Genomic DNA, 19,465 nt, shown 5'->3' with positions numbered 1-19,465 from the left:
ATTCGGGCACTGTCGGTGGCCCGACCTAGCATGGGGCGCGTGACTGCTACGCCCACCGGCACCTCCCACTCCCTCGTCGTCCGCGGCGCCCGCGAGCACAACCTGCGCGACGTCTCGGTCGACCTCCCGCGGGACAGCCTCGTCGTCTTCACCGGGCTGTCCGGGTCGGGCAAGTCGAGCCTCGCGTTCGACACGATCTTCGCCGAGGGGCAACGCCGGTACGTCGAGTCGCTCTCCGCCTACGCGCGGCAGTTCCTCGGGCAGATGGACAAGCCCGACGTCGACTTCATCGAGGGCCTGTCGCCCGCCGTGTCGATCGACCAGAAGTCGACCAACCGCAACCCGCGCTCCACCGTCGGCACCATCACCGAGGTCTACGACTACCTGCGTCTCCTCTTCGCCCGCGCCGGCCGGCCGCACTGCCCGGTCTGCGGCGAGCCGGTCACGCGGCAGTCGCCGCAGCAGATCGTCGACCAGCTGCTGACCCTCGAGGACCGCACCCGCTTCCAGGTGCTGGCGCCCGTCGTCCAGGGCCGCAAGGGCGAGTTCGTCGACCTCTTCGCCGAGCTGCAGACCAAGGGCTTCTCCCGCGCCCGCGTCGACGGCGAGGTCGTCTCGCTCACCGAGGCGCCCAAGCTCGAGAAGCAGCGCAAGCACACGATCGAGGTCGTCGTGGACCGCCTCGTCGCCAAGGGCGACGACGCCGGCGCCAAGCGTCGCCTCACCGACTCCGTCGAGACGGCCCTGGGCCTGGCCGGCGGTGTCCTCGTCATCGACTTCGTCGACCGCGAGCCCAAGGACGCCGACCGCGAGCGCCGCTTCTCCGAGAAGATGGCCTGCCCCAACAACCACCCGCTCGGCATGGACGAGGTCCAGCCGCGGTCGTTCTCGTTCAACTCCCCGTTCGGCGCCTGCCCCACGTGCACCGGCATCGGCACCGAGCTCGAGGTCGACCCCGAGCTCGTCGTGCCCGACGACGACCTCAGCCTCGCCGACGGCGCCATCCAGCCGTGGGCCCAGGGCTCCGGCTCGGCGGAGTACTTCCAGCGGGTGATGGCCGCCCTCGCCGAGGACATGAAGTTCTCCATGGACGTGCCGTGGCGCGCGCTGCCGGCGCGGGCCCGCGAGGCGCTGCTGCACGGGCAGAACTACAAGGTGCACGTGAAGTACCGCAACCGCTACGGCCGCGACCGCTCGTACACCACGGGGTTCGAGGGCGTCGTGCCCTTCATCAAGCGTCGCCACTCCGAGACCGACTCCGAGTGGAGCCGGGAGCGGTACGAGGGCTTCATGCGCGAGGTGCCGTGCCCCGTGTGCAAGGGCGCCCGCCTCAAGCCCGAGTCGCTGGCCGTGCTCGTCGGCGGCAAGAACATCGCCGAGGTCTGCAACCTCGCCATCAACGAGGCGGCCGGCTTCCTCGACACCGTCGACTTCACGTCCCGCGAGAAGCAGATCGCCGAGCGCGTCATCAAGGAGATCGACGCGCGCCTCGGCTTCCTCCTCGACGTCGGCCTCGACTACCTGTCCCTCGACCGGCCTGCCGGCACGCTGTCCGGCGGTGAGGCCCAGCGCATCCGGCTCGCGACGCAGATCGGGTCCGGCCTCGTCGGCGTCCTCTACGTCCTCGACGAGCCCTCGATCGGCCTGCACCAGCGCGACAACCACCGCCTCATCGAGACGCTGACCCGACTGCGCGACCTCGGCAACACCCTCATCGTCGTCGAGCACGACGAGGACACCATCGCCACGGCCGACTGGGTCGTCGACATCGGCCCCGGCGCCGGCGAGCACGGCGGTCACGTCGTGCACTCGGGCCCCGTCAAGGGCCTGCTCGAGCACCCCGACTCGCTCACCGGCATGTACCTGTCCGGCCGCCGCGAGATCCCGACGCCGGCGGTGCGCCGCGGCCACGACGGCCGCCAGGTCACGGTCACCGGGGCGCGCGAGAACAACCTCAAGGACGTCAGCGTCAGCTTCCCGCTCGGCAACCTCGTCGCCGTCACCGGCGTCTCCGGCTCGGGCAAGTCGACGCTCGTCAACGACATCCTCTACAACGTCCTCGCCAACAAGCTCAACGGGGCGCGGCACGTGCCGGGCCGGCACAAGACCGTCACCGGCCTCGACCAGCTCGACAAGGTCGTCCACGTCGACCAGAGCCCCATCGGGCGCACCCCGCGGTCGAACCCGGCCACCTACACCGGCGTCTTCGACAACATGCGCAAGCTCTTCGCCGAGACGACCGAGGCCAAGGTCCGGGGCTACCAGCCCGGCCGGTTCTCGTTCAACGTCAAGGGCGGTCGCTGCGACGCCTGCTCCGGCGACGGCACGATCAAGATCGAGATGAACTTCCTGCCCGACGTCTACGTCCCGTGCGAGGTCTGCCACGGGGCCCGGTACAACCGCGAGACGCTCGAGGTGCACTTCAAGGGCAAGACGATCGCCGACGTGCTCGACATGCCGATCGAGGAGGCCGCGACGTTCTTCGAGGCGGTGCCCGCGATCGCGCGCCACCTCAAGACCCTCAACGACGTCGGCCTCGGCTACGTGCGGCTCGGCCAGCCGGCACCGACCCTGTCCGGTGGTGAGGCCCAGCGCGTCAAGCTCGCGAGCGAGCTGCAGAAGCGCTCCACCGGGCGCACCATCTACGTCCTCGACGAGCCGACCACCGGGCTGCACTTCGAGGACATCCGCAAGCTGCTCGACGTCCTGCAGGGCCTCGTCGACAAGGGCAACACCGTCATCGTCATCGAGCACAACCTCGACGTCATCAAGAACGCCGACTGGATCATCGACATGGGCCCGGAGGGCGGATCCGGCGGTGGCACCGTCATCGCCGAGGGCACCCCCGAGGACGTCGCCGACGTCGAGGTGAGCCACACCGGCCGGTTCCTCAAGCCGATCCTCGAGCGCACGGCGCGCACGACCACGCGGGCCTCCGGGACGCGTGCAGCGGCGAAGGGCTCGACCGGTTCCCAGCGGACGTCCGGCTCCGGCTCAGCCACGAAGCGCACCCTGACCGGCACGGCGGCCACCAAGAAGACGGCGACGAAGAAGACGGCGACGACGAAGACGGCGACGACGAAGACGGCCGCGACGAAGACCGCCACGCGCTCGACGAAGACCACCGCCGCCGCGAAGAAGGCGTCCTCGGGCTCCACCGTGAGCACCGCGCGCACGTCGCCGAGCACGACGACCCGGAAGAGGAAGGCATGACCGAGCAGCACGAGGCCGGCACCGTCGACGGTGACCACGTCGCCCCGATCCCGGGCACCGGGCGCCGGAGCGTCCTCCTCGGGGTCGGTGCGCTGGCCGGCGCCGGTGCCCTCGCCGCCTGCAGCAGCCCCTCGACGCCCGCCGACACCTCCGGTGGTGGAGCGGCGGGCGCGACGAAGATCCCGACGTCCGAGGTGCCGGTCGGGGGCGCGAAGTTCCTCCCCGACGCCCGCACCGTCGTGACGCAGCCGAAGGCCGGCACGTTCAAGGCGTTCGACACGACGTGCCCGCACCAGGGGTGCGCGGTGTCGTCGGTGCAGGGCGACCAGCTCGTGTGCCCGTGTCACCTGAGCCACTTCGCGCTGGCGACCGGCGACGTCGAGTCGGGCCCGGCCCCCACCGGACTGACCCCGAAGACCGTCACCGTGAGCGGCAGCAACCTCAGCGTCAGCTGACCCACCGGTCACAGGCGCTCGCGCCCCACCCGGGGGCGCACCGTGGTGCGTCGGTGGCCCGACATAGGGTGGGACACGTGGCGGACCCGACGACCTACCGACCCAAGCCGGGAGAGATCCCGACCGACCCGGGCGTCTACCGCTTTCGCGACGCGCACGGCCGGGTCATCTACGTCGGAAAGGCGAAATCCCTTCGCCCGCGGCTGTCCTCGTACTTCCAGGACATCACCGCGCTCCACCCGCGCACGGCGACCATGGTCACGACGGCGGCGTCGGTGGAGTGGACCGTCGTGCGCACCGAGGTCGAGGCGCTCCAGCTCGAGTACTCCTGGATCAAGGAGTTCGACCCGCGGTTCAACGTCAAGTACCGCGACGACAAGTCCTACCCGTTCCTCGCCGTGACGATGGGGGAGGAGATCCCGCGAGCGCAGGTGATGCGCGGCGCGAAGCGCAAGGGCACCCGCTACTTCGGCCCGTACGGCCACGCCTGGGCCATCCGCGAGACCCTCGACCTGCTGCTGCGCGTCTTCCCGCTGCGCACCTGCTCCTCCGGCGTCTACAAGCGCGCCGCGGCGAGCGGACGGCCGTGCCTGCTCGGCTACATCGACAAGTGCTCGGCCCCGTGCGTCGGGCGCGTCACGCCCGAGGAGCACCGGGCCATCGCCGAGGACTTCTGCGACTTCATGGCGGGCAACACGAACCGGTTCGTCAAGCGCCTCGAGGTCCGGATGCGCGAGGCCGCAGGCGAGCTCGACTTCGAGCAGGCCGCCCGGCTGCGCGACGACATCGGCGCCATCAGCAAGGCTCTCGAGAAGCAGGCCGTCGTCCTCGGCGACGCCACCGACGCCGACGTCTTCGCGCTCGCCGATGACGACCTCGAGGCCGCCGTCCAGGTCTTCCACGTCCGGGGCGGGCGCATCCGGGGCCAGCGCGGCTGGGTCGTCGAGAAGGAGAGCGAGGACCTCCCCGCCCTCGTCGGCCACCTGCTCCAGCAGGTCTACGGCGACGCCGACCGCGACTCCGTGCCGCGAGAGGTCCTCGTGCCGACGCTCCCGGAGGACGCCGAGGCCGTCGTCGAGTGGCTCTCATCGGTGCGCGGGGCCCGGGTCGACGTCCGCATCCCGCAGCGGGGCGACAAGCGGACGCTCATGGAGACCGTGCGCCGCAACGCCGACCAGTCGCTGGCCCGCCACAAGGTGGCCCGTGCCGGCGACCTCACGCTGCGCAGCCAGGCCCTGCAGGAGCTGCAGGACTTCCTCGAGCTCGACGACGCACCGCTGCGCATCGAGTGCTACGACGTCAGCCACGTCCAGGGCACCAACGTCGTGGCCTCGATGGTCGTCTTCGAGGACGGCCTGCCCCGCAAGAGCGAGTACCGACGCTTCATCGTCCGTGGCACGGCGGTCGCCGGCCGCGGGTCCGATGCGTCCGATGCGTCCGGTGCGTCCGGTGCGTCCGGGTCGTCCGTCGACGGCGGCGGCACGGGCGTCACCGTCGAGGCAGCCGCCGACGGCACCGTCACGGTCGACGACACCGCGGCGATGCGCGAGGTGCTGACCCGGCGGTTCCGCCGGTACCTCGACGAGGCCGCCGCCGACGGCGAGCTCGCCGAGCTCGCCGAGGAGACCCGCTCGCTCGATGAGGGTGGCGACAACACCGCCGACCACTCCGTCGACGGCACCGCCGAGGACACGCCCGCCGCGTCGGGGCCCATCGACCCCGAGACCGGCCGCCCGCGCCGCTTCGCCTACCCGCCGAGCCTCGTCGTCGTCGACGGCGGGCTGCCTCAGGTCAATGCCGCCCAGGCCGTGCTCGACGAGCTCGGCATCGAGGAGGTCGCACTCGTGGGCCTGGCCAAGCGCCTCGAGGAGGTGTGGCTGCCCCGCACCGAGCACCCCGTCATCCTGCCCCGCACGAGCGAGGGGCTGTACCTGCTGCAGCGGCTGCGTGACGAGGCGCACCGCTTCGCCATCACCTTCCACCGCCAGCGTCGGTCCAAGGCCATGACGACGAGCGCCCTCGACGGGGTCCCCGGCCTCGGGGCGAGTCGTCAGAAGGCCCTGCTGCGCCACTTCGGATCGGTGAAACGACTTCGCGCAGCGGACGAGACGGACATCATGGCCGTACCGGGCATCGGCCCGTCGCTTGCTTCGGCCGTCGTGACGCACTTGGCTGAGGGTGCACCCCAGGAGCCAGCCGTGAACCTCACGACGGGAGAAGTCCTCGAATGACCGCCGACAGCAGGCCCACCAGCCCGGCCGCCCTCGCCGACGCACCGATCGTCATCGTCACCGGCATGAGTGGTGCCGGCCGCAGCACGACGGCCAACGTCCTCGAGGACCTCGGGTGGCTCGTCGTCGACAACCTGCCCCCGCAGCTGCTCGGCCACCTCGCCGAGCTGCGCGACGCCGCCCTCGCGAACAACCCCGAGGCATCCCACCAGCAGGTCGCGGTCGTCGTCGACGTCCGCGCCGGTGGCTGGTTCGGCCACCTCGACGAGGCCATCTCCGCCGCGCGCGAGCGGGGCGAGCGGCCGAGCCTCGTCTTCCTCGACGCGACCGACGAGGCCCTCGTCCGCCGCTTCGAGAGCGTCCGACGGCCGCACCCGCTGCAGGGCAGCGGCCGGCTGCTCGACGGCATCCAGCGCGAGCGTGAGCTGCTCCAGGACCTCCGGTCCTCGGCCGACGTCGTCATCGACAGCTCGGGCCTCAACGTGCACCAGCTGAGCGCCAAGCTGTCCTCGCTCTTCGCCGGCGACCGCAAGGTGCAGCTGCGCATCGCCGTCATGTCCTTCGGCTTCAAGTACGGCCTGCCGCTCGACGCCGACGTCGTCTTCGACATGCGCTTCCTGCCCAACCCGTACTGGGTGCCCGAGCTGCGATCCCTGACCGGACGCGACGAGCCGGTCGCCGAGTTCGTCATGAAGCAGCCCGGCGCCGAGGAGTTCATCGACCGCGCCAGCGACCTGCTCGGCACGATGATCGAGGGCTACGTCCGCGAGGGGCGTCGCTACGTCACGGTCGCCGTCGGCTGCACCGGCGGCAAGCACCGGTCGGTCGCCACGGCGGAGGCCCTGAGCGGCCGGCTCGGCGGGCGCGACCGCGTCGACACGTTCGTCGTGCACCGCGACCTCGGACGCGAGTGAGGCCGCGCGCGTGACCGTCCCGGCACCCCGCGTCGCGCTCGGCCCGTCGCAGCAGCGCCGGATCGTCGCCCTCGGTGGCGGCCACGGCCTGTCGGCGACCCTGAGCGCCCTGCGCCTGCTCACCGACCACGTGACGGCCGTCGTCACCGTCGCCGACGACGGCGGATCGAGCGGACGGCTCCGCCGCGAGTTCGACGTCCTGCCCCCCGGCGACCTGCGGATGGCCCTCTCGGCGCTCTGCGACGACAGCGACTGGGGCCACACGTGGCGCGACGTCCTCCAGCACCGGTTCGCCGGCGCCGGCGAGCTCAAGGGCCACGCCCTGGGCAACCTCATGATCGTCTCGATCTGGGAGCTGCTCGGCGACACCGTCCAGGGTCTCGACCTGGTGGGCCGGCTGCTCGGCGCGCGCGGACGGGTGCTCCCGATGGCCGCCGAGCCGCTCGAGATCGTCGCCGAGATCGTCGGCCACGACCCCGACCGGCCGGACGACGCCGTCACCGTCCACGGCCAGCACCGGGTCGCGTCCTCGCCCGGCGTCGTGTCCTCGATCGGGATCGTGCCCACCTGCCCCGAACCGTGCACCGAGGCGCTCGGGGCCGTCGCCGAGGCCGACTGGGTCGTCCTCGGGCCGGGGTCGTGGTTCACCTCCGTCATGCCGCACCTGCTCGTGCCCGACCTCGCCGACGCGCTCGTCGCGACCCCGGCCCGGCGGCTGCTCAACCTCAACCTCGAGGTGCACAAGGGCGAGACCCGCGACTTCCGCGCCGAGGACCACCTCGCCTCGTTCGCCGCAAACGCCCCCGAGCTGCGCCTCGACGTCGTCCTCGCCGACCCGAGCGTCGTCGTCGACGAGGCGTCGCTGCGCGCGGCCGCCGACGAGCTCGGTGCGGAGCTCGTCGTCGCCCCGGTGTCGGCGCGCGGGGCTCCCGGCGTCCACGACCCGCTGCGCCTCGCGGCCGCGCTGCGCGACGTCATCGCCTGACTGCCCCGACCCCTCCGGACGCGTGCCCGGGCGCCCTCGGACGCGCCCGGGAGCGGGGGTGGGACGAACCATGACGAACCGTTCGCGGTGCGTGCGAAGGGGGTCGCGGCGTGTCAGGAACCCCACTCGGGCGGAGGGTGCTTGATCAGGGTGGCAGGATGTGCCACATGGCCATGACAGCAAAGGTGAAGGACGAGCTCTCGCGCCTCGAGGTGACCAAGCCCTGCTGTCGCAAGGCCGAGGTGTCGACGATGCTGCGCTTCGCCGGCGGGCTGCACATCATCGGCGGCCAGATCGTCGTCGAGGCCGAGCTCGACACCGCCAACGCGGCACGGCGCCTGCGGCGCAACATCGCCGAGGTGTACGGGCACAAGAGCGACGTCCTCGTCCTCGCCGCAGGTGGGCTGCGCCGCGGCTCGCGCTACGTCGTGCGCGTCGTCGAGGAGGGCGCGACCCTCGCCCGCCAGACCGGCCTCATCGACTCGCGCGGCCGTCCGGTCCGCGGCCTGCCGCCGAAGGTCGTCAGCGCGGCCACGTGCGACTCGGAGGCGGCCTGGCGCGGGGCGTTCCTCGCGCACGGCTCGCTGACCGAGCCGGGTCGCTCCTCGGCGCTCGAGGTCACCTGCCCCGGCCCGGAGGCGGCGCTGGCCCTCGTCGGCGCCGCCCGCCGGCTCGGCATCCAGGCCAAGGCCCGCGAGGTGCGCGGCGTCGACCGGGTCGTCATCCGCGACGGCGACGCCATCGGCGCCATGTTGACGCGTCTGGGCGCCCACGACGCCGTCCTCGCCTGGGAGGAGCGCCGGATGCGCCGCGAGGTGCGCGCCACGGCCAACCGCCTCGCCAACTTCGACGACGCCAACCTCCGTCGGTCCGCGCGGGCCGCGGTCGCTGCCGGCGCCCGCGTCGAGCGCGCCATGGAGCTGCTCGGCGAGGACGTCCCCGAGCACCTGCGCGAGGCCGGTCACCTGCGTCTCGAGCACAAGCAGGCCAGCCTCGAGGAGCTCGGCCAGCTCGCCAAGCCGCCGATGACCAAGGACGCCGTCGCCGGGCGCATCCGCCGCCTGCTCGCCATGGCGGACAAGCGTGCCGAGGACCTCGGCGTGCCGGGCACCGAGGCCAACCTCACGCCGGACATGCTCGAGGGCTGACCCGATGGTTGACCGGATCGCTGAGCGGGCGCTCACCGAGCGCTGAGACTGCCCGTTCGGGCCGGGAGGGGAGCGACTAGGGTGGCCTGTGACCAAGGTCGCAGCGTCGCGACCCCACCGTCTGACGAAGGTCGTCTGACGACGTCCGACACACCCTCATCACCGTCTCACCGAAGAGGTGCACAGCAGTGACCGTTCGCGTTGGTATCAACGGCTTTGGCCGCATCGGCCGCAACTTCTTCCGCGCCATCGTGGCGTCCGGGGCCGACATCGAGGTCGTCGCCACGAACGACCTCATGGACAACAAGACCCTCGCCCACCTGCTCAAGTACGACTCGATCCTCGGCCGCTTCCCGGGTGAGGTGTCCTACGACGACACCTCGATCATCGTCGACGGCAAGGCCATCCGGGTCTTCGAGGAGCGCGACCCCTCCGCGATCGACTGGGCCGGCGTCGGAGCCGACGTCGTCGTCGAGTCCACCGGCTTCTTCACCGACGCCGAGAAGGCCAAGGCGCACGTCGCCGGCGGTGCGAAGAAGGTCATCATCTCGGCCCCGGCCAAGAACGAGGACATCACCATCGTCATGGGCGTCAACGACGGCCTGTACGACGCCGACAAGCACACCGTCATCTCGAACGCGTCGTGCACGACGAACTGCCTCGCCCCGATGGCCAAGGCGCTCCACGACGAGTTCGGCATCGTCCGAGGCCTCATGACGACGATCCACGCGTACACGCAGGACCAGAACCTGCAGGACGCGCCGCACAAGGACCTCCGTCGCGCCCGCGCCGCAGCCCTCAACATCGTCCCCACCACGACCGGTGCGGCCAAGGCCGTGTCGCTCGTGCTCCCCGAGCTCAAGGGCAAGCTCGACGGCTACGCCCTCCGCGTGCCGGTGCCCACCGGCTCGGCCACCGACCTCACGTTCGAGGCGAGCCGCGAGACCACCGTCGAGGAGGTCAACGCCGCGGTCAAGGCTGCCGCCGAGGGCCCGCTCAAGGGCATCCTCGTCTACACCGAGGACGAGATCGTGTCCAAGGACATCGAGACCGACCCGGCCTCGTGCATCTTCGACGCCGGCCTCACCAAGGTCATCGGCAACCAGGTCAAGGTCGTCGGCTGGTACGACAACGAGTGGGGCTACTCCAACCGCCTCGTCGACCTCGTGAAGCTCGTCGGCTCGTCGCTCTGAGGCGCGGCGTGAAGACGATCCAGGACCTCGGGGACCTGCGCGGCAAGCGCGTCCTCGTCCGGTCGGACCTCAACGTCCCGCTGGACGGCACGACGATCACCGACGACGGCCGCATCCGCGCGTCGGCGCCGACCATCAGCAGCCTGGCCGAGGCGGGCGCACGCGTCATCGTGTGCGCCCACCTCGGGCGTCCCAAGGGCGCCCCGGAGGCGAAGTACTCGCTGGCGCCGGTCGCCCGGCGCCTCGGCGAGGTGCTCGGCCAGGACGTCGTGTTCGCCACCGACACCGTCGGCGCGGACGCGCAGGCGAAGGCCGCGGCGCTCGCGGACGGCCAGGTGCTGCTGCTCGAGAACCTCCGGTTCAACGCCGGCGAGACCGCCAAGGACGACGCCGAGCGCGGCGCATTCGCCCGCGAGCTCGCCTCTCTCGCAGACGTGTTCGTGTCCGACGGCTTCGGCGTCGTGCACCGCGAGCAGGCCTCGGTCTACGACATCGCCCGGCTGCTGCCGCACGCCATGGGTGGCCTCGTCGCCACCGAGGTCGACGTGCTGCGCCGACTCACGGCCGACCCCGAGCGGCCGTACGCGGTCGTCCTGGGCGGCGCGAAGGTCAGCGACAAGCTCGGCGTCATCGGCAACCTCCTCGGCACCGCCGACCGCCTCCTCATCGGTGGCGGCATGGTGTTCACCTTCCTCGCGGCCCAGGGTCTCGAGGTCGGCAAGAGCCTGCTCGAGGCCGACCAGGTCGACACCGTCAAGGGCTACCTCGAGCGCGCCGAGAAGGAGGGTGTCGAGATCGTCCTGCCCGTCGACGTCGTCGCGGCCGACGCGTTCAGCGCCGACGCCGACCACGAGGTCGTCGCGGCCGACGCGATCCCGGCCGACCGGATGGGTCTCGACATCGGCCCCGAGTCGAGCCGCCTGTTCGCCGAGAAGCTCGAGGACTGCCGCACCGTCTTCTGGAACGGCCCGATGGGCGCGTTCGAGATGGCCCCGTACGCGGCCGGCACCAAGGCCGTGGCCGAGGCGCTCGTGGAGGTGACGAAGGGCGGTGCGCTCACCGTCGTCGGCGGTGGCGACTCCGCCGCGGCGGTGCGCCAGCTCGGTTTCGCCGACGACGACTTCGGCCACATCTCGACCGGTGGCGGCGCGAGCCTCGAGTACCTCGAGGGCAAGCAGCTGCCGGGCCTGACCGTTCTCGAGGAGGGCGACGCCTGATGGCGAAGGACACCAAGCCGGTTGGGCGCGTCCCGCTCATGGCCGGCAACTGGAAGATGAACCTCGACCACCTCCAGGCGACGCACCTCGTGCAGAAGCTGGACTGGACGCTGCGTGACGCCAAGCACGACCACGCGGCGGTCGAGGTGGCGGTGCTGCCGCCGTTCACCGACCTGCGCTCCGTGCAGACCCTCATCGAGGGCGACAAGCTCGAGCTGCGCTACGGCGCCCAGGACCTCTCGCCCCACGCGTCCGGTGCCTACACCGGCGACATCTCGGGCGCGTTCCTGGCCAAGCTCGGCTGCACGTACGTCGTCGTCGGCCACAGCGAGCGTCGCGAGGGCCACGGCGAGACCGACGCCGTCGTGGGTGCCAAGGTCCGGGCCGCGTACGCCCACGGCCTGACGCCGATCCTCTGCTGCGGCGAGGCCCTCGACGTCCGCAAGGAGGGCCGCCAGGTCGAGCACGTCGTCGCGCAGCTGCGCGAGAACCTCGACGGGGTCTCCAAGGAGCAGGCGGCGAGCATCGTCATCGCCTACGAGCCCATCTGGGCCATCGGCACCGGCGAGGTCGCGACGCCCGACGACGCTCAGGAGGTCTGCGCGGCGATCCGCACGCTGCTCGCCGAGCTCTACGGAGGCGACGTCGCCGACGGCGTCCGCGTGCTCTACGGCGGCAGCGTCAAGGCCGCGAACGTGGCCGCGATCATGGCCCAGGAGGACGTCGACGGCGCCCTCGTCGGTGGCGCGTCCATCGACCCGGCCGAGTTCGCGTCGATCTGTCGCTTCCGCGACCACGTGACGGCAGGCTGACGCCTCACGCACTGCAGCCTCCCGCCCGCCACGGTCGTTCGGCCGTGGCGGGCGCGGGAGGTATCCTGTCCCGAGCGCCGGAGCCGACCGCGACCGCGGACGGAGCGAGACCCCCGAGCGCCGACGACCCCGACGAGATGGAGTGACCCCCGTGGATGCGGTTCGCATCGTGCTCCAGGTCCTGCTGGTGCTGTCCAGCCTGGTCCTGACCCTGTTCATCCTGCTGCACAAGGGCAAGGGTGGCGGCCTGTCCGACATGTTCGGCGGGGGCATGTCCACGTCCCTCGGCGGTTCCTCGGTGGCCGAGCGCAACCTCGACCGCTTCACCGTGGCCGTCGCGGTGGTCTGGGCGACGGCGATCATCGGCCTGGGTCTGCTGACCCGCTTCGCAAGCTGAGAGGAGCACGACATGGCCAGTGGTAACGCCATTCGTGGAAGCCGGGTCGGTGCCGGCCCGATGGGTGAGGCCGAGCGCGGGGACGCCGCTCCTCGCGTCTTCATCTCGTACTGGTGCTCCAACGGGCACGAGACGCGACCGAGCTTCGCCGAGGAGCCCGGCATGGTCCTGCCGGAGACGTGGGACTGCCCGCGCTGCGGCTTCCCGGCCGGCCAGGACAAGGAGAACCCGCCTGCCCCGCCGAAGGTCGAGCCCTACAAGACGCACCTCGCCTACGTGAAGGAGCGGCGCAGCGACGCCGACGGCGCCGCGATCCTCGACGAGGCCCTGAGCTCGCTGCGAGAGCGCGGCCTCATCCAGTGACCTGACGGGGCCCGTCCGGCCCCACCACGAGAAAGTGCCCACTCGACCTTCACGGTCGAGTGGGCACTTTCTCGTTCGGGCCAGGGCCCTGGCTCAGCCGAGGGCCGACGCGGCGTCGGCGTCGAGGAGCCACAGCGTCGCGTCGGTGCCCCGCACGCCGGCGGCAGGCACGTCCCAGCGGTCTGCGCCGGGCGCGAGGGCGGCCGCCACGGCGTCGGCCTTGTCGGGGCCGGCGACGAGGAACCACACCTCGTGGCTGCGCTCGAAGCACTCGAACGTCAGGCTGACCCGGTCCGGCGGCGGCTTGGGGGAGTCGTGGACCGCCACGGCGATGGCATCCTCGATCCGCTGCGCCGGGTGGTGCGGGAAGAGCGAGGCGACGTGGCCGTCGGGGCCGACACCGAACAGCACGACGTCCCAGGCGTTCTGGCCGAACTCACGGATCGACGCGCCGTAGGCCTCGGCGCTGGCCTCGGCGCTCTCGGACGCGTCGGGCCCGGCCACCCGATGCACCTTCGCCGGGTCGAGCCCGAGGTCGGTGAGCCCCGCGGCGTCGTTCTGGGTGTCGTTGCGGTCGGGGTCGCCGGCCGGCAGGTAGCGCTCGTCACCCCACCAGACCCGGACGCGCGACCAGTCGACCGCCGACCGTCCCGGAACCTCGGCGACCGACGCGATGATCGCCGACCCCATCGACCCGCCCGTCAGCGCCACCTGGGCCTCCGGCGAGCGGGTCTGGGCGTCGACGAGCGCCGTGACGAGACGGGCCGCCGCGGCGTCGGCGAGCGACTGCTTGTCCGGGTGGACGACGACCCGAGGGTCGGCCGTCACGACGACGCCTTCTTCGTCGCCGCGCGCTTCGCGGTCGTCCGCGAGCCGGCCGTCTTGGACGCCGTCTTTGACGCCGTCGCCCTGGCCGTCGTCGACGTGGCCGCGGTCTTCCTCGTCGCCGTCTTCTTCGTCGCAGCAGCCTTTTTCGTGGCGGTGGTCTTCGCCGCCGGCGTCGCAGCCGTCTTCACAGCGGCCTTCGTGGCTGACGCCTTCTTGCGCGCCCGGGCCGTCTCCTTCTCGCGCGGGGTGCGCTTGCCGGCGAGCTTGCGCACCGTGGCAGCCCGGACGTCCGCGGTCTCGGCGTGCTCCGGTGCCGGGGGAGCGGTGATCATGGCGCTCGCGTCCTGGGCCGAGTCGTCCCGGCCGAGTCGGGTGGCGAGGCGCCGTGCCTCGGCGATGTCGGGAGCCTTGCCGGCCTTGGCCGCGGCCGCCGCGCTCTGGCGCACGGGTTGCAGGTCCTGGATGCCGCGGCAGAGCGACTCGGCGTAGGCCTCGTCGGGGTCGAGGCGACGCAGCTCGTCGGCGAGGCACTCGGGCAGCTCGCGGCGCGGCAGGCTGATCCGCCGGTCGGGCTGTCCCGGCTGCGACAGCGTCGCGATGACGTCGCCCGGCCGGACGAGGTCGATCGGACCGCTGGCCCGCTGGAGACGGACCGAGGCGATGCCAGAACCCCGCGGCGTGGAGACACGACGGACCGGCACCTTGAGGCGTCGGCTCAGCCAGCCGGCCAGCAGGTCGGACGACGGCGACTCGGGTGCGCCGCTGACGACCGCCTCGGTGACCGGCTCGTACGGCGGCTGGTCGAGCGCCGCCGCCAACAGGCCGCGCCAGTGCGTCAGGCGCGTCCACGACAGGTCGGTGTCGCCGGGCGCGTACGCGGCGGCGCGCTTCTTGAGCAGCAGACGCGGATTGTGGTGCAGGGCGGCGTCGGTGATGCGCCGCTGGGCCATGGCCCCGATCGGGTCCTTGGCGACGTCGTCGGGTGCCTTGCCGGGCCACCAGGCGACGATGGGCGAGTCGGGCAGCAGGAGCGGCATGACGACGCTCGGGCCATGGGCGGCGAGCGCACCGTAGAGGCGCAGCACGACGATCTCCGAGGCACCGGCGTCACCACCGAGCCGGATCTGCGCGTCGAGGCGGTTCCTGCCGCGACGCTCCCCGGGGATGACGACGATGATGCGGCACGGGTGCTGCCGGCTGGCGTGGTTGGCCGCGTCGATGGCCTCCTGGGCGTCGGTGTCCTCGACGACCATGACGAGCGTCAGCACGCGTCCGAGCGCCATGGCGCCGACCTCGTTGCGCAGCCGGACCAGCGTCTTGCTGATCTGGGTGGTCGTGGTGTCGGTGAGGTCCCTGATCACGGCATCCTCCACACGCGTCCGTCACGTTCGAGCATCTGGTGGGCCGATCGTGGCCCCCAGGCGCCCGCGGGGTACTGCTCGGGCTTGCCGCTCTTGGCCCAGTGGTCGAGGAGCGGGTCGAGGATCTTCCACGACTGCTCGACCTCCTCGTGCCGGGGGAACAGCGGCGGGTCGCCGAGCAGCACGTCGAGGATGAGCCGCTCGTAGGCCTCCGGGGACGCCTCGGTGAACGACGAGCCGTAGCCGAAGTCCATCGTCACGTCGCGCACCTCCATCTGCGAGCCCGGCACCTTCGAGCCGAACCGCAGCGTGACGCCCTCGTCGGGCTGAACCCGGATGACGATGGCGTTCTGGCCGAGCTCCTCGGTGGCGGTGTGCTCGAAGGGCAGGTGCGGGGCGCGCTTGAACACGACCGCGATCTCGGTGACGCGCTTGCCGAGCCGCTTGCCCGCCCGGAGGTAGAACGGGACCCCGGCCCACCGACGCGTGTCGACCTCGAGGGTCACGGCCGCGAACGTCTCGGTGGTCGAACCGTGGTCGACGCCGTCCTCGTCGAGGTACCCGACGACCTCCTCGGCGCCCTGCCAGCCCGCGGCGTACTGCCCGCGCGCCGAGTGGGTGTCGAGGTCGGCGGGCAGCCGGACGGCCGAGAGGACCTTCTCCTTCTCGGCGCGAAGCTCCTTGGCGTCGAAGGAGACCGGCTCCTCCATCGCCGTCAGCGCCAGCAGCTGGAGCAGGTGGTTCTGGATGACGTCGCGGGCCGCGCCGATGCCGTCGTAGTAGCCCGCGCGGCCGGCGATGCCGATGTCCTCGGCCATCGTGATCTGCACGTGGTCGACGTAGTTGGCGTTCCACACCGGCTCGAAGAGCTGGTTGGCGAAGCGGAGCGCCAGGAGGTTCTGGACGGTCTCCTTGCCGAGGTAGTGGTCGATGCGGAAGACGGCGTCGGGAGGAAAGACCCCCTCGACGATCTCGTTGAGCTGCTGGGCGCTCTTGAGGTCGTGGCCGAACGGCTTCTCGATGATGACGCGCCGCCAGCTGTCGCCCTCGGCCCGTGTCAGGCCGCAGCGCTCGAGCTGCTCGCAGACCGGGGCGAAGAACGACGGCGGGACCGACAGGTAGAAGGCGTGGTTGCCCCCGGTGCCGCGGTCGCGGTCGAGCTCCTCGACGGTCCTGGCGAGCAGGTCGAAGGCGGCCGGGTCGTCGAAGGTGCCCGGCACGAACCGGAAGCCCTCGGACAGGTTGCGCCACACGTCCTCGCTGAAGGGCGTGCGGGCGTGCTGCTTGACGGCGTCGTGGACGACCTGGCCGAAGTCCTGCGTCGCCCAGTCGCGCCGCGCGAACCCGACGAGCGAGAAGCCCGGCGGCAGCAGCCCGCGGTTGGCGAGGTCGTAGATCGCCGGCATCAGCTTCTTGCGGGCGAGGTCGCCCGTGACGCCGAACAGGACGAGACCGCAAGGCCCCGCGATGCGGGGCAGCCGCTTGTCCTCGGCCGTGCGGAGCGGGTTGTGCCCGTGGGCGACTCGCGCCGGGCTCACTCGGTCCCTCCCTTGGTGGACGCGGTGGTGGACGTGGTGGTGGACGTGCTGGGCTGCTGCGCGAGGGCGTCGCGGACCTGCGCCAGACCGGCGTCGTGGTCGGTCAGGTGCAGCCGCAGGACCGGGCGGTCGTGCTCGGCGAGGACGGCGGCGTCGCCACCGGCCTGGGAGGCGATGAAGTCGCCGAAGGTGAACTCGCGGCCGGGGATCGGCAGGTCCTGCTTCGGGGCCGACGTCACCTGCACGTAGACGCCGACCGCGGGGCCGCCCTTGTGGAACTGGCCGGTGGAGTGGAGGAAGCGCGGGCCCCAGCCGAACGTCGTCGGACGCTCGGTGCGGCGTGCGATCGCGGCGCGGGTGTCGGCCAGGTCGGCGTCGGCGAGCCGGTCGAGGTAGGCCATGACCGCGACGTACCCGTGCTCGGGGTCGAGCCGACCGAAGAGCGCGTCGAGCGCGGCAGGCACGGTGGACGCGTCGCCGAGCCACGCGCCGTCACCGCCGCCGACCGCGCGGATCTCGACCGCGCCGTCGGTGGCCGCCGGTGCGTCGGCCTGGGCAGCGCCCTGGTCGAGGAGGGCGCGGGCGGCTTTCTTGGCGCTCTCGACGTCGGGCTGGTCGAAGGGGTCGATGCCGAGGAGGCGCCCGGCGACGGCCGTGGCGACCTCCCAGAGCAGCAGCTGGGCACCCAGGGAACCGCTGACGCGGACCTCCGAACCACCCTGCGCCGCAGCCGGATCCGCCGGTGGGTCGCCCTCGTCGTCGTCGGCCACGAGCCGGGCGACGGTGACGTCGGCGGCGGGCCAGCGCACCTCCGGGTCGTCGTCGCCGGCGACGACGACGGGCAGCACGCCGGTGCCGTCCTTGCCGGTCGACTCGGCGATGAGCTGCTCGGCCCAGTCGGCGAACCCGACGATGCCGGAGCCGTCGTCGACGAGGACGAGCTTGTCGCGCAGCGGCGACGTACCGCCCATGGCCGCACCGAGGCGCAGGCCGGGGTTGGCGTCGTCGTCGGCGGCGAGCAGGTCGGCGACGGAGTCGGCCTCGTCGAGGAGAGCCTCGATGTCGACGCCCGCGAGGCCGCTCGGCACGAGGCCGAAGGCGGTGAGCGCCGAGTAGCGCCCGCCGACGTTCGGGTCGGCGTTGACCACGCGGTAGCCCTTCTCGCGGGCTTCACCGTCGAGCGGGCTGCCGGGGTCGGTGACGACGACGATGCGCTCGGCCGGGTCGATGCCGGCGTCGGTGAACGCCTGCTCGTAGGCCCGGCGCTGCGAGTCGGTCTCGACCGTGGAGCCCGACTTGCTCGACACGACGACGACCGTGTGCGGGAGGTCGTCGCCGAGGGCGCGGCGTACGTAGTCGGGGTCGGACGAGTCGAGGACGACGAGGTCCTTGCCGGCCGTCGCGCAGATGACCTCGGGCGCGAGGGAACTGCCGCCCATCCCGCAGAGGACCACGTGCGTCAGGCCCTGGTCGGTGAGCTGCCCACGCAGGGCGGCGATCTCGCCGACGAGCGGACGCGAGGAGCGGGCCAGCCCGGTCCAGGACAGGCGGATGCCGGCCTCGGACTCGGCGGCCTCGCCCCACAGCGTGCTGTCCTGCTCGAAGAGCCGGCTCGCGACCCGATCGGCCACGAGCGTGCCGACGTGGCCGGCGATCGCCTCGGCCGCCGCGCCTGACGCGGTGACGGAGATCGAGCTCATGCCCCGACCTTGTCCATCTCGACGCGGACGCCCTCGAGCAGCTCGCCCCAGGACTTCTCGAACTTGTCGACGCCCTCCTCCTCGAGCAGGTCGACGACCTCGGTGTAGGAGACGCCGACGCCGTCGAGCTGGTCGAGCACGTCCGAGGCCTCCTCGTACGCGCCGGTCACGGTGTCGCCGTGGATGTCGGCGTGGTCGGCGGTGGCCTCGAGCGTCTTGCCCGGCATCGTGTTGACGACGTCGGCCGCGACGAGCTGGTCGACGTACATCGTGTCGGGGTAGGCGGGGTCCTTGACGCCGGTCGAGGCCCACAGCGGGCGCTGGACGTTGGCGCCCGCGTCGGCGAGGGTGCCCCAGCGCGGCGTGGAGAAGACCTCCTCGAACGCCTGGTAGGCGAGGCGGGCGTTGGCCAGACCGGCCTTGCCGCGCAGGCCCCTGGCCGTGTCGGTGCCGATGGCGTCGAGGCGCTTGTCGATCTCGGTGTCGACGCGAGAGACGAAGAACGAGGCGACCGAGTGGAGCTTGCCCAGGTCGTGGCCGTTGGCCTGCGCCTTCTCGAGGCCCTCGAGGTAGGCGTTCATGACGGCGCGGTAGCGCTCGAGGGAGAAGATGAGCGTCACGTTGACGCTGATGCCCTCGGCGATGACGGCCGTGATGGCCGGCAGGCCGGCCTTGGTGGCCGGGATCTTGATGAGCACGTTCGGCCGGTCGACGTCGCCGTACAGCTGCTTGGCCTGCTCGACGGTCCTGTCGGTGTCGTGCGCGAGGCGCGGGTCGACCTCGATGGAGACCCGGCCGTCGACGCCCTTCGTCGACTCGTAGAGCGGGAGGAAGAGGTCGCAGGCGCTGCGCACGTCCGACGTCGTCAGCTCGTGCACGACCTCGTCGACGTCCTTGCCGGCGTTCGTCAGCGCGGCGAGGTCCTCGTTGTAGCGCTCGCCCTTGGAGAGGGCGGCCTGGAAGATCGAGGGGTTCGAGGTGACCCCGACGACGTTCCGCTCGGTGATGAGCTCGGTGATCTTGCCGGTCTCGAGGAGCTCGCGGGAGAGGTCGTCGAGCCAGATCGAGACGCCGGCGTCGGAGAGGGCCTGGGTGTTCGGGTTGGTCATG

At 71.9% G+C, this 19,465-nt stretch carries 16 protein-coding genes; 11 read left to right on the top strand and 5 right to left on the bottom strand.

What is annotated here, in order from left to right:
* The first annotated feature begins 30 nt into the window (after positions 1-30).
* The 11 genes from uvrA to AC3A5R_RS09305 all read left to right on the top strand — a co-directional run bounded on the left by uvrA (position 31) and on the right by AC3A5R_RS09305 (position 12,928).
* Positions 31-3,213 carry an excinuclease ABC subunit UvrA gene (gene uvrA / locus AC3A5R_RS09355; RefSeq protein WP_487620476.1) on the top strand — a complete coding sequence of 1,061 codons (3,183 nt, stop codon included), beginning with the start codon at positions 31-33 and terminating at the stop codon, positions 3,211-3,213.
* Positions 3,210-3,668 carry a Rieske (2Fe-2S) protein gene (locus tag AC3A5R_RS09350; RefSeq protein WP_487620475.1) on the top strand — a complete coding sequence of 153 codons (459 nt, stop codon included), beginning with the start codon at positions 3,210-3,212 and terminating at the stop codon, positions 3,666-3,668. The genes uvrA and AC3A5R_RS09350 overlap by 4 nt, the downstream gene beginning before the upstream one ends.
* A 77-nt stretch (positions 3,669-3,745) precedes the next feature.
* A complete protein-coding gene (gene uvrC, locus AC3A5R_RS09345) occupies positions 3,746-5,899 on the top strand; it encodes an excinuclease ABC subunit UvrC (RefSeq protein ID WP_487620474.1) in 2,154 nt (717 codons plus the stop codon).
* On the top strand, positions 5,896-6,813 hold the full coding sequence (rapZ, locus tag AC3A5R_RS09340) for an RNase adapter RapZ (protein WP_323100080.1): 918 nt from the start codon (positions 5,896-5,898) through the stop codon (positions 6,811-6,813). Before uvrC ends, rapZ begins: the two co-directional genes overlap by 4 nt.
* 10 nt (positions 6,814-6,823) lie before the next feature.
* On the top strand, positions 6,824-7,798 hold the full coding sequence (locus AC3A5R_RS09335) for a gluconeogenesis factor YvcK family protein (RefSeq protein WP_487620473.1): 975 nt from the start codon (positions 6,824-6,826) through the stop codon (positions 7,796-7,798).
* A 167-nt stretch (positions 7,799-7,965) separates the two neighbouring features.
* Positions 7,966-8,946 carry a DNA-binding protein WhiA gene (gene whiA, locus AC3A5R_RS09330; RefSeq protein WP_487620472.1) on the top strand — a complete coding sequence of 327 codons (981 nt, stop codon included), beginning with the start codon at positions 7,966-7,968 and terminating at the stop codon, positions 8,944-8,946.
* Between the two features lie 188 nt (positions 8,947-9,134).
* A complete protein-coding gene (gene gap, locus AC3A5R_RS09325; protein ID WP_487620471.1) occupies positions 9,135-10,139 on the top strand; it encodes a type I glyceraldehyde-3-phosphate dehydrogenase in 1,005 nt (334 codons plus the stop codon).
* Positions 10,140-10,147: 8 nt separating this feature from the next.
* Positions 10,148-11,356, top strand: a complete 1,209-nt coding sequence (locus tag AC3A5R_RS09320; protein WP_487620470.1) for a phosphoglycerate kinase — start codon at positions 10,148-10,150, stop codon at positions 11,354-11,356.
* Entirely contained in the window at positions 11,356-12,168 is an 813-nt protein-coding gene (tpiA, locus tag AC3A5R_RS09315) for a triose-phosphate isomerase (RefSeq protein ID WP_487620469.1), read from the top strand. Before AC3A5R_RS09320 ends, tpiA begins: the two co-directional genes overlap by 1 nt.
* Positions 12,169-12,319: 151 nt before the next feature.
* A complete protein-coding gene (gene secG, locus AC3A5R_RS09310; RefSeq protein WP_323100068.1) occupies positions 12,320-12,565 on the top strand; it encodes a preprotein translocase subunit SecG in 246 nt (81 codons plus the stop codon).
* A 12-nt stretch (positions 12,566-12,577) separates the two neighbouring features.
* Positions 12,578-12,928 (top strand): RNA polymerase-binding protein RbpA, encoded by a 351-nt coding sequence (locus AC3A5R_RS09305; RefSeq protein WP_323100067.1) that lies wholly within the window; start codon positions 12,578-12,580, stop codon positions 12,926-12,928.
* A 93-nt stretch (positions 12,929-13,021) separates the two neighbouring features.
* Here the strand turns inward: AC3A5R_RS09305 and pgl are convergent, their stop codons facing one another.
* From pgl to tal, 5 genes are read right to left on the bottom strand one after another with little or no spacing between them, the layout of a single operon-like run.
* Positions 13,022-13,756: a 6-phosphogluconolactonase gene (gene pgl, locus AC3A5R_RS09300; protein ID WP_487620468.1), complete on the bottom strand. Its 735-nt coding sequence runs from the start codon at positions 13,754-13,756 to the stop codon at positions 13,022-13,024.
* Complete coding sequence (gene opcA, locus AC3A5R_RS09295) at positions 13,753-15,117, bottom strand: glucose-6-phosphate dehydrogenase assembly protein OpcA (protein ID WP_487620467.1); 1,365 nt, start codon at positions 15,115-15,117, stop codon at positions 13,753-13,755. The genes pgl and opcA overlap by 4 nt, the downstream gene beginning before the upstream one ends.
* A complete protein-coding gene (gene zwf / locus AC3A5R_RS09290; protein ID WP_487620466.1) occupies positions 15,114-16,655 on the bottom strand; it encodes a glucose-6-phosphate dehydrogenase in 1,542 nt (513 codons plus the stop codon). The genes opcA and zwf overlap by 4 nt, the downstream gene beginning before the upstream one ends.
* The gene (locus tag AC3A5R_RS09285) at positions 16,652-18,355 is read right to left on the bottom strand and encodes a glucose-6-phosphate isomerase (RefSeq protein WP_487620465.1); all 1,704 of its coding nucleotides are present in this window, start codon (positions 18,353-18,355) and stop codon (positions 16,652-16,654) included. Before AC3A5R_RS09285 ends, zwf begins: the two co-directional genes overlap by 4 nt.
* Positions 18,352-19,464, bottom strand: a complete 1,113-nt coding sequence (tal, locus tag AC3A5R_RS09280) for a transaldolase (protein ID WP_487620464.1) — start codon at positions 19,462-19,464, stop codon at positions 18,352-18,354. The genes AC3A5R_RS09285 and tal overlap by 4 nt, the downstream gene beginning before the upstream one ends.
* Between the last annotated feature and the right edge of the window lies 1 nt (position 19,465).

The sequence above is a fragment of the Intrasporangium sp. Soil_C_50 genome, assembly GCF_057656595.1.
The sequence above is the reverse complement of the archived record's forward strand: the minus strand, read 5'-3'. Positions and strand labels throughout refer to the sequence as shown.

Bases quoted from the DNA above. Each gene is read 5' to 3' on its own strand.
- AC3A5R_RS09285 (WP_487620465.1), bottom strand. From the start codon at position 18,355: ATGAGCTCGATCTCCGTCACCGCGTCAGGCGCGGCGGCCGAGGCGATC.
- tpiA (WP_487620469.1), top strand. From the start codon at position 11,356: ATGGCGAAGGACACCAAGCCGGTTGGGCGCGTCCCGCTCATGGCCGGC.
- rapZ (WP_323100080.1), top strand. From the start codon at position 5,896: ATGACCGCCGACAGCAGGCCCACCAGCCCGGCCGCCCTCGCCGACGCA.
- whiA (WP_487620472.1), top strand. From the start codon at position 7,966: ATGGCCATGACAGCAAAGGTGAAGGACGAGCTCTCGCGCCTCGAGGTG.
- uvrA (WP_487620476.1), top strand. From the start codon at position 31: ATGGGGCGCGTGACTGCTACGCCCACCGGCACCTCCCACTCCCTCGTC.
- tal (WP_487620464.1), bottom strand. From the start codon at position 19,464: ATGACCAACCCGAACACCCAGGCCCTCTCCGACGCCGGCGTCTCGATC.
- AC3A5R_RS09350 (WP_487620475.1), top strand. From the start codon at position 3,210: ATGACCGAGCAGCACGAGGCCGGCACCGTCGACGGTGACCACGTCGCC.
- AC3A5R_RS09305 (WP_323100067.1), top strand. From the start codon at position 12,578: ATGGCCAGTGGTAACGCCATTCGTGGAAGCCGGGTCGGTGCCGGCCCG.